Genomic DNA, 13,053 nt, shown 5'->3' on the forward strand with positions numbered 1-13,053 from the left:
ATATACTGATCATCAGTAAAAAAGTCAAGCTGGGGTTCACGAGTATTTATACTCATCGCAAAAGTGACACGCTCCCGTTAACTACTGACTACTAGACATCTCCAATAATTATTGTGGAACAGGCATCTTGCCTGTTCAAAACAGGCAATTCTTGCGATAACTAATGACTAATGACTAATGACTACTGACTACTGACTAATGACTACTGACTACTGACTACTGACTAATGACAAATCATAAAATTGCTGTAATTGTGCTTGCAGGCGGTCAAAGTTCGCGGATGGGTAGGGATAAAGCTATGCTGGAAATTGAGGGCAAATCCCTCTTGCAGCGGGCGTTGGAAGTTGCCACAGTTGTAACCCCCGAAGTTTATGTTCTGACTGCTTGGCCCGATCGCTATCGATCGACCTTAACCGAAACATCCCAATTTCTGGTAGACTACAATCCGGGCTCCGGGCCCTTGGTTGCATTGACTCAGGGATTGAAAGAAATAGCCGCCGAGTGGATTTTACTGTTAGCTTGCGATTTACCTTTGTTGGATGCCCAGATTATCCAGAAGTGGGCGAGTCAGTTAACAGAGTTTCCCCCATCTACTTTAGCAGTTGTGCCTTATCAAAATTCGCGCTGGGAGCCTTTGTGCGGCTTCTACCGCCAACAATCTCTGCCCAGCTTGCAAAGTTTTATTGACAAAGGGGGAGGTTCCTTTCAAGTGTGGTTAAATCAAATCCCCGCAATCCCTCTACCTGTAGGGGAACAAGAAGCAGTAATGTTATCCAATTGCAATACATTAGAAGAGTTTGAGCAATTAAAAGGTAAAATGAGTAACGGTTGACTGTTGACGGTTGACGGTTGACTGTTGACTGTTGACTGTTGACTGACTAATGACTAATGACTAATGACTGATTACTAATTACTAATTACTAATTACTAATTACTAATGATTAACCAATATTGGCTGCTTGATCGCGATATAACTTTCCTTAATCACGGCTCTTTTGGGGCTTGTCCGATTCCCATACTCGAAGCGCAAACCATTTTTCGGGAACAACTGGAAAGAGAACCCTTGCGCTTTTTACTGCGGGAATTTGAACCATTGTTGGATAATGCAAGAAATCAGTTAGCCACATTTATCGGTGCGAGTGAGGATGACTTGGCTTTTGTGCCGAATGCGACGACGGGAGTAAATGCTGTTTTGCGATCGCTCTGTTTTTCTCCGGGCGACGAATTGCTCACTACAAATCAGGAATATAACGCTTGTCGCAACACACTTAATTTTGTAGCCGAGCGTACAGGCGCTAAAGTAATAGTAGCAGAAGTCCCCTTTCCCATTGAGTCACCAGAACAAATTATTGAAGCAATAATTAAGTGCGTTTCACCGAAAACAAAGTTAGCTTTATTAGACCACGTTGTGAGCCAAACAGGTTTAATCTTTCCCATCAAACAGTTAGTCGGTGAGTTAGCTAACCGTGGCGTGGATGTATTGGTAGACGGAGCTCACGCGCCGGGGATGCTAGCACTCAATTTAGATGAAATTGGCGCGGCTTACTATACGGGAAATTGCCATAAGTGGCTGTGCGCGCCGAAAGGTGCGGGCTTTTTATACGTGCGGCGCGACAAGCAAAATGCCATTCGACCAACTACAATCAGTCACGGTGCTAACTCACCCCGCGCTGATAAATCACGCTTTCAATTAGAATTTGACTGGATGGGAACAGTCGATCCTAGCCCCTATTTATGCGTTCCTGTAGCTATTGATTTTATGGGTTCTTTGTTGAGCGGCGGTTGGCCGGAATTGATGGCAAAGAATCATGCTTTAGCATTGGCGGGTAGAAAAATATTGGCGGAGAAATTAGATTTGCAGCTGCCTTGTCCTGATGAAATGGTGGGTTCGATGGCTGTTGTGCCGCTGGCAGACTCCCACTCTTATGTGGTTGCAAAGGGAGGAATTCCACCTTTGCAAGAGGCGCTGTGGGAGATTTTTAAAATTGAAGTTCCGGTGATTCCTTGGCCGGATGCTAGTAAGCAGTTGGTGAGGATTTCGGCTCAGTTTTACAATACTTTTCCCCAGTATGAATATTTGGCTAAGGCGCTGGTTGAGCTGACGAGAATTTGAGCTGGAGCTTCCCGAAAATAAACATCACACCCAGCTACAAACAGTTATAGGTTTGTAGTTAGGGTGTCGGTTCTCATAGTTTGGGAGAATACAGACTATTTGTCCTTACTATAAACGTAGTAATGGTTATACAAATATGCACCCTAAGAGTAAAAATCCTGCAATGAATCACCTTTATTACTCTTGAATAGTGATAATTTTTACATAAAAAAAAGCTAAAAAAATAGATATAAAGCCCCATAGCCCTAAACTTCGCCAATCCGCCCAAACCGAATAAAATTTGTAAATAACCCGTGAAAAATCCTAAGTTAAAACAGGGTTGTCAAACCGGATAGTGCACAAGTTCCGCGCCACAGAATATAATGTATCAAGACTTGCATTTTTGCTGACAAAATAAACGAAATAAAAAGAGGAAAATACCATGTCCAATGCCATGATGGTAATTTACCCCTATCGCGAACAGTACACCTGGGTTTTTGACGACGAGCGACTCGGACTTATCCGAGAACCATTTGTTCAGGGCGTCCCCGAAATGATTAACGCGCTTGTCGCAGACATTCCCAATGCCGCTCAAGGTTTCCGACTTTTATTTTCAGCTAATCCATTTCCCGGATATCAAGCAGAAATGCTGTGGTTGAAAGCAGAATACGGCGGTAACTGGTATCGGTGGGAATCGAAAAATCTCGAAGGCTGGCTGTGTCCGGCTTTGCTCAAATACTTTCCAGAAGCACCGCCCAAGTTTTACTGCAAAGCTGAAAAACTGCAATAATCAACAGCAAGTCAATGAAAAACTTGTCAATTTTTAAAAGAGACTTTGTTACACCTGTCGATCAAATCTCTCGAAAAAAGCCTAAATTCTTCCTGTATATAGTGGGGCTATTTTTCCTAGTTTTCACAGCCGCCATCTCGGCAACCTTGGGGGCAATTACCGCCCTTTTAGCTCCCGTGGAACCCCCAATTATCAATAGAGTATTAGAGGCGACGGGATTTGACTATTTATCCTCCAACCGCTCTGGATACCGCCTGTCGCGGTCAGTTAATATCTTGATATTGGGAATTGACCGCGTGCCGGAAGCGGCGGCCAATTCCCCTAAGATTTTTCATGGTCGCAGCGATACAATACTCTTATTGCACCTCGATCCTAGAGATAAATCTATTAGTTTGCTTTCTGTTCCACGAGATACTAAAGTCGAAGTTCCCGGAATTAGCTTCAGCAAAATTAGCGAAGCCAATGCCAGGGGAGGAGCAGCTTTGGCTACGCGATTGGTTAGCAGTATGCTGAACAATACGACAATTGAACGATACGTGCGAGTCAGCAGCAGTGCGTTTCGGGAATTAGTCGATTTGTTAGGCGGAGTTGAGGTATTTGTACCTCGCCCAATGTCCTATACAGATACCGCTCAAAAGTTAAAAATAAACTTAGCTAAAGGATGGCAAACTCTCAACGGAGAACAAGCAGAACAATTTGCTCGATTTCGCAACGATGGTTTAGGAGATATCGGCCGCATTCAGCGGCAGCAATCTTTAATTCAAGCTATTCGGGACCGCCTCGCAAGTCCATCAGTATTGGTGCGCTTGCCACAAATTGTTCGATTGATGCAAAAATATGTAGATACAAACCTAAATTATGAGGAAATATTGACGCTGGCAAATTTCGGTTTGCAATTGGAGCGAGAGAATTTTAAAATGGTAATGTTGCCGGGAAGTTCTAGTTCAGAACAAGCCGATTTGAGGAGTTATTGGATTGTAGATGCGATCGGGCGCGATCGCATTATCACACAATACTTGAACCAGAGCGTGCCGGATTTTGAACAAGGACGAATTCGCAATCCCAGCGACTCCCTGTTGCCCAAAAACCTCAAAATAGCTGTCCAAAACGCTTCTAGCAAACCGACAACTGCAAAAAACGTTGCTGAATTTCTCAGGAAAAAGGGCTTTTTTAATGTATCTGTAGTGCAGGATTCGCCCCAGAAGGAGCGTCAAAGTCAAATTATTGTTCAGCAAGGCGATTTAGAGGCAGCGAATCTACTGCAAAAAGAGTTAGGCGGCGGTAAAATTGAAGCATCTTCTACCGGTGAAATCAATTCTGACTTGACACTTCGCGTTGGCGAAGATTGGGTAAAGCGATTTTAATGAGTCATTAGTCAGCAGTCAACATTTAACAGTCAGCAGTCAACAGTTAACAGTCAACAGTCAACAGTCAACAGTCAACAGTCAACAGTCAACAGTCAACAGTCAACAGTCAACTATAGCAATCCTCGCATCATTTGCATAATTATTGTAGGGGCAATCCCACGCCCGGTTGCCCGATAGATAGGGGGTAGGCAGTCTTAGCACTACCCCTACAAATTTATCTGAATCATTTAGGATTGCTATATGCCCAATTCCCCATTCCCATCATCATGAAAAGTGTTTTCCGAATTTTCCTGAGCCTGTTTTTAAGTTTAGTGTTGGCTTGTGGGTGGGTGCTGCTGAGTGCTACTCCTGCATTTGCCCTGCCGAAAACAAGTATTAATTACACAAATATTAATTTGTCCGATCGCGATTTTTCCAACTCGGATCTAGCGGGGGGAACATTTGTCGCTGCTGAAATGCGGGGAACCAATTTTCAAGGTGCTGATTTAACTAATGCGATTTTGACTAAGGGAGTTTTGTTGAATGCCAACTTGTCAGGTGCCAACCTCTCCGGTGCTTTGGCAGATAGAGTTACATTCGACGGCGCTAATTTGACGAATGCTAATTTTTCCGAGGCAATTATGACTCGAACTCGGTTTTTTGATGCTGCAATTTCCGGCGCTGATTTTAGTGACGCGATTATCGATGCTTATCAAGTTACTCTCCTGTGCGAGAAAGCAGATGGTGTCAATCCCGTGACGGGAGTTTCTACTCGCGAAAGTTTGGGATGTCCGTAGGAATTCACACTTAAAAAAATCCCTGGCTAATTATTGGATTAGATGCACCTGTAGCGATGTAAAATACACAAATTAAAGCCCCTCTCCTGCAAGGCGAGGGGTTTGAGTAAATTTCCAAGTATCGGCTCTATCGAGCGCTACAAATGTCTGTGCTGGCAGTACCAACTACCAAATCTGAATTCAACAGCAAATCTAAATCGGTGTCAGGATTAACAGCATACAAATCGACTTTATCTCGGCCCAAAAATACTCCGATCAAAGTCCCGATTCCCGCACCGCCGAGCACCTCTTCAGTCGCGATCGCCCGATCGCCCGTAACACCTGCGATAGCCGCCGCTGCTGCTGCACCCAACGCCGTATTCTTAACCAGATTGCCAACATTAACGCCCTTGGTAACAGTTTCTTTCCTAGTAATCACTTGCGAAGTGGCATTGAGAGGCACTCTGCTGCCGTTGATGATACTTAATTCTTGAGCCACAAACTGAACGCCCGAAGTAGTCGATCGCAATTCGCCGCTAATTTTCGAGCCTTCAGGTATCAGCACTTGGCCATTATTGCCCGTGATATCCGAAGCTACAGTCAGCGTAATTGGAGACTTGTCATTAGGGGCGAGCAAAATCTTGCCTTTTGCATACTCGATTGGGATAGTCACCCCCCTGGGAATTTGCACAGCAACAGACTCGCTAACATCAACCTTAGCAATGTAAGGAGAATTAATTGCTCTTGCTTGATTGCTACTCACTAATGTTTGATAGATAAAAGCAGCTACTTCAGCTCGCGTTGCTGACTTGTTGGGTTTGAGAGATTTAGGATTGGGATAGCTGACAACCAACTGTTTTTCAGTAGCAGCAGCAACGCTTTTGACAGCATAACTTTGAATCTCACCAGCATCATTATAGTAGCTGAGAACATCTTGAAAATCGCACGTAGGCTCATAGCCCATTCCGTTATTTAAAGCGACTACAACTTGAACGCGAGGAATCTGCTGTGTCGGCCTGAAAACATTGCCGGGATAGCCAGACATCCATCCCATTTCGTAAGCTTCGGCGATCGCCCCGCTTGCCCAAAAATTAGAGGGAACATCGGCAAACCTTACAGCATCGCGGGTTTTGGATTTTTTCACCGAACGGATCATTGCCGCAAATTCAGCCCGCGTTACCGGTGCATCCGGGCGAAAACTACCATCGGGAAATCCTTTGATAATTCCTCTTTCTGACAAATCTTGGATAAAGTCTTTTGCCCAGTAGTTATTATTAACATCCGAAAAAGCTGTCTGAGCAAAAGAAGGCGCGGGAGCTAGCATCGGCGCTGCGGTTCCGGCAACGGTTCCCAATGTTAATAAAACAGATGTACCGGATTTAATGCGATGTAATACAGACATTTTTGATTCTCCAATTTACACAATTTTTTTATTGAGGAGAACTAAGCTTTTGAGAGGCTGATTGATTCCTGCCCAACTTGCTCTTTCCCTCACTTATGTAATCATTATTGAATGATTTTACTTCTGGTGCGGGGAAGATACGGTCTTTTAAAATAAATATTTTGATGCTTATTTTGGGATTTTAAAATGCTTAAATCCCTTAAAATCCTTATGTTGCTTATCTCCCTTATCTACCTTGTGTCTGCAATTAACAGGATTTAGGGACAAAGCCGTTTGATATGAGTTAACTATATTAACTAAAAGTGACTATAATTGACTCGATCGAGAAATACCTGTTTGTTGCCTATGAGTAGCCTGACGTTTGCCTCGGCCCATCAGCTAGCGCGAATGATTCGCGATCGCCAAGTATCTGCCGTCGAAGTTCTCGACGCTTACCTTACTCAAATCGCCAAGCACAACCCGCAATTAAACGCCATTTGTACCTTGGATGAAGACAATGCTCGTACTAGAGCAAGACTTGCCGATGAAGCCCTAGCCAGAGGAGAAAACTGGGGTGCTTTACATGGGGTTCCCATCACGATTAAAGACATTTTTGAAACAGCCGGACTCCGCACCACAGCAGGCTATATTCCCCTCAAAGATTATGTGCCTCAACAGGATGCAACTGCTGTTGCGAGATTGCGGGCAGCAGGTGCTGTCATCATGGGAAAAACCAACATGGCGGAACTGGCTGCCAATTATCAAAGCACAAATTCTCTGTTTCCACGGGTGAATAATCCTTGGCATCTTGACTACACACCTGGGGGCAGTTCTGGGGGGAGTGCCGCTGCTGTCGCAGCAGGACTTTCACCGTTAGATTTGGGGAACGATTTCGGGGGTTCGGTGCGTCAGCCTGCTCATTTCTGCGGCATATATGGTTTAAAGCCGACAGATCGCCGTATTTCTACAGCAGGGCAGATTCCTGAAGTGCCGGGAATGCCACTGTCTATTCGGCAAATGATGACAGTGGGGTGTTTTGCTCGATCGCTCGAAGACATCCGGCTCTGTTTTTCGTTAATTGCAGGCGCGGATCTGCGACGCCCTGATGTGCCGCCGATTCCGCTCGATCAACCCTCTGGCAAGCCTTTGCAGAATTTAAAAATCGCTTGGACTGCTGAATGGGCAGAAGTTCCCGTTGCTTCTGAAATTCGAGCAGCTATGGAGTCGATCGCGCAGACACTCTCTGACGCAGGTGTCCAAATCGAACGCTGGCTTCCCAAAGACTTTGACCTTTCCCAAATATTGAATCTCTACGGACGGATGTCAATGTACCTCACTATCTACGCTCAACCGCAGGATAGATATAACCTGCGTCGTAGTTTAGAGTTAATCTTCCGCACCGCAACCCAAGGCGACAAGGAACTCCGAAAATTGGGAGATTTCAGCAGATTGCTACCTGAGATATTGAATCCAAGTTTGAAAGGATATTTCGAGGCACTCACACAGCGCGATGCCTTCACTGCCCATATAGATGAGGCATTAGAACCGTGGGATGTATGGCTTTGTCCGGTTGCGGCAACCGCTGCGTTTACTCACCGTCCCGCTTGGAGTGCCGTTGACGTTAATGGCAGATCCTATCCTCATGCAGTGGCAAACGGGGCTTACACCCTGCCTTCTAATCTTAGTGGACATCCTGCCGTGGTAATTCCAATTGGACAAACTCAAAATGGTTTACCGATTGGAATGCAAATTGTTGGTAAGCGGTGGGGTGAAATGGAGTTGTTGGCGATCGCAAGTGCGATCGACAAAATGGTTGGTAGTTTGCAACACCCACCTACTTACTGAGCATTTTATCAAGTTTCACTTGAGCGTCAAGAATACAATCAGTGGTAGGGTGCGTCAGGTTTGAGATTTTTAATTGGCACGGAAAGTATGAATCTGACGCACAGTTTTTTGCGATCGTGCGTCAGTTGTGAGAGTCTTAGTTTGTAGCGGAAATAATGCTAGCTGACGAATACTACGTCATTTTTACTGATGACTAATGACTACTCAACTAATTACTAATAGAGGCGATCGGTTCCCAACTTGTCGCATCTTCAAATAAAGATTGATAGCCCGCTGCATTGGGATGCAGCCCGTCTGCAATCAAGCGCGATCGCCACCAATCACTGCCCCGATTTATCCATTTATCAAAAATATCTAAATAGGGAATTCCCCGCAACTGACAAGCTAATTTTGTTGCTTCTTTATACTGATATTGATCAGCATGACTGTAATACAAACAATCTTGAAAAGGCATTTTACTTTCATCCACCGGCACCATTCCGACAAATATCACCGGACAAAGTTGTTGGGACAGGTTTAACAAATGATCCAAAACAGTTTTAAAATGTTCAAACTCCGTGTAGCTGCGCCCGGTAGGCGACTGCACTCTCGCCGAATCGTTGAGGCCGACGGAAAGAATAATCGCATCCGGGACACGGTTTCTGAGCTCGCCCCGGTGGCGAAACTCGTTTTCGAGCCGCTGGGAGACTTGATAAGCCCGATCGCCCCGAACGCCCAAATTGTATAAAACGTGTCCTGCACTCTCCGGTAACATCCACTGGCGCCGCAATCTTTCCACCCAACCCCCGCCTACACCGTCGCCGAAACCGTAGATTAAGCTGTCACCGAAAGCAACCAATTTGAGGGGATGAGAATTTCCCCGATGCAAGTGACCAAAGGAATAGGCTGTTGCTACCTGCATAAGCAATGATACTCAGTTAATAAATTATTAATCTTGACATACTAGACTAGAATGTAACATTACATAAAGTAGGTAGTCTCATGGTTAAGCGTCCAACTTTCGATTCAACTCAGCTAACCCGTCGCGCGGAAGAGTTGATTAACGGTGCATCCAACCGCTATCGGATTACGGTGCAGGTGGCGAACCGCGCAAAACGCCGTCGATATGAAGATTTTGACAATATGGACGACCATCAAATGAAACCTGTAATGCGGGCGATATTTGAGATGTCGGACGAACTGACTCAGCCGGAAATTATCGGAGACATCTAGACTTTGGGAGTTTTGGGTTTTGAGTGGTGAATTGCGAGCAATTTTTTTAAACTCCACACTCAAAACTTTCTTAAACTAGACTTGGGCGCGCGGGACGTGAAACCCGGTTGATTCCTAGTTCCCTTGTTAAAAAAACTCTGATGTTTCTAATAAACCGGGTTGAGGATCGTAAATCCTAAAATTAGAAACTAGGACATCTGCTTGGGGGTAAGTTTATGAAATTATTCTATTTTTGAAATTATTGTCAAAACCGTGAATAGATTAAAGCAGGGCTTAAGTTTTCTGTTGGTTACTTTGAGTGTAGCGATTTTCACGCTTTTGAGTTGGGTATTGGAATCCGGGGAACTGAGTATGTCGGCTTTGGAACCTTCGCTGCTGCGGAGTTCTGAGTCTGCCTCAGTGCAGCGGGTGGCTCAACAATCTGCGCCGCCGCAAGTGAGGGTGCAAGATGCGTGGAAATTGGTGTACGAAAAATTGCCGGATTTCCCGATCGAAAATAACTACATTTCTAAGGAAACTGGAAAAGTCGATCCTACCAATACTTTAGTCGGGCGGTTGATTCGATATCACGTATTTGTCAAAGGAAGGCCGCCCAATTACCGCTTTGATTGGAAGTTGAGTTTAGCTGACTATCTGGGGGCGACTCCAGATTATTTGGTGGAAAGCGTGTATCCGGGAAAGGACGTTTTGCGCTCAAATCCAATGGAACAGGATCGTGCTGCTATTCAAAAGTTAAATAGAGCACAGCGGGATGCTTTGGTTCAAGCTTTGGTTGATGTTTTTACGGAGAATTCCGGGCGTGGGCGCACACCTGCGGGGGAAAAACCACAAGGGCGATCGAATTCGCCGGAGATACCGCAGCCGCAGCCGGGAGATGCGAAGTTGCTGGCACCTTAATACTCATGGATACAGAAACCGGGTTTTTTACGGGAATATTGCTGTTGAGCCTTTAACACAGGTAAAAAACCCGTTTTCTTTCGTATTTATGGGTAAGTCCTACTAATCTAAAATCCAAAATCTAAAATCTAAAATCCCTTAATGGTGGAACGTGTAATTAAAACGGGTGTTGGGTGGCGTTTGGGATGGAACCCGGAGGCCCAGGAGTTTAAGGGTTTGGTGGCTGGCGACGGTTGGGCTCACGAACTCACGGAGGCTGAGTTGAACGATTTTTGCCGATTGTTGGGGCAATTAGCCGGCACAATGAGTCAAATGGCCTCTGAGTTAATGGACGAGGAAAAAATCGCCATTGAAGCCGAAAGCGACTTGCTGTGGGTGGAGGTGGAAGGCTATCCCGAAGCTTACAGCGTGCAGTTGATCTTGAATGCTGGCAGGAGGTGCGAGGGTTTTTGGCCGGCGGCTGCGGTTCCGAGTTTGGTGCAGGCCGCAAAAGTTTTAAAAGTTTTTTGACTTTTTTGGAAATTCTATGCTAAGCTGTTAAAGCTGTCGGGGCGTAGCGCAGCTTGGTAGCGCACTACTTTGGGGTAGTAGGGGTCGTGGGTTCAAATCCCGCCGCTCCGATTGTGATAAAACCTTCTCTATGAGAAGGTTTTGTTGTTTGAGGGCAGGCGATGCAGCTCTTACCATTCTCAATTAGGGGCATCGGCCCAGAAACAAGAATCAATCTGCTACACAAAGACTAGACAAGTCTAGACATCTGCTTCTTACTTCATCGGGAGCATGGGAGCGGTTATCCCTCAGTAAGCTTTCACGGTTTAGCCAACCGCGATAACATAATTGCTGCGTTTAAATCTCTGTCCATCGAATGACCACAACTTCCACAGTTATAAGTCCTTTCTTTGAGTGGCATATCTTGGATGTGTCCACAGTTTGAACAGGTCTTGCTCGACGGGAACCATCGGTCGGCAACGATTATTTCACAGCCAAACTTTTTAGCCTTGTACTCTAACTGGCGTTTGAATTCATGGAATCCACAATCAGCTATTACTTGAGCTAGTTTATAATTGGCCAACATCCCGGAAACGTTCAAATTTTCTACTACTATTTTTGCGTGGTTTTTGCATAAGTAAGTAGTGATTTGATGCCGAGTATTTTTTCTAAGATTTGCTACCTTAGCGTGATGCTTTGCTAATTGAATTTTGGCCTTGTATCTATTCTCGGAACCCTTGACCTTTCTGGCAAGAACCCTTGACAACCTCTTGAGTTTTGCGAGATGTGCTTTGTAGTGCTTTGGGTTCGGAAATACTACGCCAGTTGAAAGTGTAGCTAACTCTTTGACGCCCAAATCAACTCCTACAACATCATGACTTTTGATTGTTGGTTCATGCTCTTGTTCGTAAGCGAACGCAATAAACCAACTATCGGCAGTGCGCGAAATGGTAATTGACTTGCAAGTTGTGTGAGGCAATCCCTCGTGAGTTTTTACCCAGCCGATTGTCGGCAACTTTATAGATGTACCGCCCACAGGGATAGGCTTGCCACTCGCATCAATAGTGAAAGAATCGTGATGCCCCTTCTTCTTGAATTTGGGATAGCCACCTTTTTTTGAGAAGAATCTAGAGAAAGAATCCCCAAGGTTATCAAACGCATATTGGGTAATTTTTTGGCAAATACCTGCCTCTTTAATCCACGTAAACTCAGGTTTTACGTGGTTGTTAAAGAATTTCTTGAGGAGGTATTTATTTGGCTTCAGTCCATCTTGATAAAGATTACTCCAAGTAGCCAAGCCCCAATTATAAGTAAACCTTGCTATTCCAGCGTGTTTACTCATAACTGTTGCTTGGCTCTTGTTTAACTTTAACTTTGTTTTGATGGATAAAAGCATTGTTCGACCTCAACACTGTATTTCTTGATTGCTCAATTTTGCCATGTCTTGTACGGGCTTGTCAATAGCATCTTTTAGGTTTTCTTTGATCTCTTTGGAGTAATTTCGTAGACCGTATAGACGGCAAGAGAAGCAGTGGATTATCGCCATCAAATCTTCTACTAATTCATGCTGGGGGGACAACGATAATTGATTGGCGACTACAATTTCGCATCCAACCGACGTGGCAAGCTCTTGGATGAATTCAAAAGCAAAGCGACACATTCTGTCTTTGTGTGCAATTACAATTATTGATATTTCACCTTTGAGCATTGACAGCATGATTGCTAGAAACTTTTTCCTTTTAAAATTTAGTCCGCCCCCAATTTCTGACACCCAATCATCAACTGTTAATCCTCGACCTAGGCAGAAAGCTTCCATTGCCAGCATCTGATTTTTGAGTTCCGGCTTTTGCCCGCTGGATGAAACTCGACAGTAAACGACCGTTTTTCGGTTGGCTTCTATGGGCTTCAATCCGTTGGCTATCAAGAGATCATCTTCGGTGTAGAACCGATGACCTGACAGGGTGCGCTTGGCTGGCAATTTCCCTGAAACGTCCCAACGTTGGAGTGTTTTTACTGACAATCCCAGCTTTTTTGCGAAAACGCGCGAGCTTAAACAAAATGGTACACCGCATATTTGTCTACAAGTGTACTATTTTGTCTATTTATTCGCTACCTAGGGACTAGCTCTGCTTCCGAACAGTCTATAGCTGTATCCTCAAATTCAAAGGCTTTGCGATTGCTTCGCGACCCTAACAATGAAATTAATCATAAAAAAATGGCGTTTG

General features: G+C 44.8%; 13 protein-coding genes and 1 tRNA gene. 10 read left to right on the forward strand and 4 right to left on the reverse strand.

Annotated features, from left to right (window positions below; genetic code table 11):
* The first annotated feature begins 226 nt into the window (after positions 1-226).
* The 5 genes from QUB24_RS28935 to QUB24_RS28955 all read left to right on the forward strand — a co-directional run bounded on the left by QUB24_RS28935 (position 227) and on the right by QUB24_RS28955 (position 5,025).
* A complete protein-coding gene (locus tag QUB24_RS28935; protein ID WP_333157071.1) occupies positions 227-832 on the forward strand; it encodes a molybdenum cofactor guanylyltransferase in 606 nt (201 codons plus the stop codon).
* Positions 833-937: 105 nt separating this feature from the next.
* A complete protein-coding gene (locus tag QUB24_RS28940) occupies positions 938-2,113 on the forward strand; it encodes an aminotransferase class V-fold PLP-dependent enzyme (RefSeq protein WP_333157072.1) in 1,176 nt (391 codons plus the stop codon).
* A 421-nt stretch (positions 2,114-2,534) separates the two neighbouring features.
* Positions 2,535-2,882 (forward strand): DUF6717 family protein, encoded by a 348-nt coding sequence (locus tag QUB24_RS28945; protein WP_333157073.1) that lies wholly within the window; start codon positions 2,535-2,537, stop codon positions 2,880-2,882.
* A 14-nt stretch (positions 2,883-2,896) separates the two neighbouring features.
* A complete protein-coding gene (locus QUB24_RS28950) occupies positions 2,897-4,246 on the forward strand; it encodes an LCP family protein (protein ID WP_333157074.1) in 1,350 nt (449 codons plus the stop codon).
* Between the two features lie 269 nt (positions 4,247-4,515).
* Positions 4,516-5,025, forward strand: coding sequence for a pentapeptide repeat-containing protein (locus QUB24_RS28955; RefSeq protein ID WP_333157075.1), 510 nt, complete (start codon positions 4,516-4,518; stop codon positions 5,023-5,025).
* 127 nt (positions 5,026-5,152) lie between these two features.
* Here QUB24_RS28955 and QUB24_RS28960 read toward each other — a convergent pair whose 3' ends face one another.
* On the reverse strand, positions 5,153-6,406 hold the full coding sequence (locus tag QUB24_RS28960) for an S-layer homology domain-containing protein (RefSeq protein ID WP_333157076.1): 1,254 nt from the start codon (positions 6,404-6,406) through the stop codon (positions 5,153-5,155).
* A gap of 345 nt (positions 6,407-6,751) precedes the next feature.
* Between QUB24_RS28960 and QUB24_RS28965 the strand changes: the two genes are divergently transcribed.
* Complete coding sequence (locus QUB24_RS28965; protein ID WP_333157077.1) at positions 6,752-8,230, forward strand: amidase; 1,479 nt, start codon at positions 6,752-6,754, stop codon at positions 8,228-8,230.
* 208 nt (positions 8,231-8,438) lie between these two features.
* Here QUB24_RS28965 and QUB24_RS28970 read toward each other — a convergent pair whose 3' ends face one another.
* Positions 8,439-9,131: a GDSL-type esterase/lipase family protein gene (locus QUB24_RS28970; RefSeq protein ID WP_333157078.1), complete on the reverse strand. Its 693-nt coding sequence runs from the start codon at positions 9,129-9,131 to the stop codon at positions 8,439-8,441.
* An 80-nt stretch (positions 9,132-9,211) separates the two neighbouring features.
* On the opposite strand from QUB24_RS28970, the gene QUB24_RS28975 reads away from it, so the two are divergent.
* From QUB24_RS28975 to QUB24_RS28990, 4 genes are all read left to right on the forward strand, one after another.
* Positions 9,212-9,442 carry a DNA-directed RNA polymerase subunit omega gene (locus QUB24_RS28975; RefSeq protein WP_015175138.1) on the forward strand — a complete coding sequence of 77 codons (231 nt, stop codon included), beginning with the start codon at positions 9,212-9,214 and terminating at the stop codon, positions 9,440-9,442.
* Between the two features lie 252 nt (positions 9,443-9,694).
* On the forward strand, positions 9,695-10,339 hold the full coding sequence (locus QUB24_RS28980) for a hypothetical protein (RefSeq protein ID WP_333157079.1): 645 nt from the start codon (positions 9,695-9,697) through the stop codon (positions 10,337-10,339).
* A 141-nt stretch (positions 10,340-10,480) separates the two neighbouring features.
* Positions 10,481-10,849: a DUF1818 family protein gene (locus tag QUB24_RS28985; protein WP_333157080.1), complete on the forward strand. Its 369-nt coding sequence runs from the start codon at positions 10,481-10,483 to the stop codon at positions 10,847-10,849.
* Positions 10,850-10,886: 37 nt separating this feature from the next.
* A tRNA-Pro gene (locus QUB24_RS28990) sits at positions 10,887-10,960 on the forward strand.
* 187 nt (positions 10,961-11,147) lie between these two features.
* On the opposite strand, the gene QUB24_RS28995 is transcribed toward QUB24_RS28990, so the two are convergent.
* Positions 11,148-12,224, reverse strand: coding sequence for an RNA-guided endonuclease TnpB family protein (locus QUB24_RS28995; RefSeq protein WP_333157081.1), 1,077 nt, complete (start codon positions 12,222-12,224; stop codon positions 11,148-11,150).
* A 9-nt stretch (positions 12,225-12,233) separates the two neighbouring features.
* The gene (locus tag QUB24_RS29000; RefSeq protein WP_333157095.1) at positions 12,234-12,902 is read right to left on the reverse strand and encodes an IS607 family transposase; all 669 of its coding nucleotides are present in this window, start codon (positions 12,900-12,902) and stop codon (positions 12,234-12,236) included.
* Positions 12,903-13,053 lie beyond the last annotated feature (151 nt).

It is taken from the genome of Microcoleus sp. B9-D4 (assembly GCF_036705105.1).
Taxonomy (GTDB): domain Bacteria; phylum Cyanobacteriota; class Cyanobacteriia; order Cyanobacteriales; family Microcoleaceae; genus Microcoleus.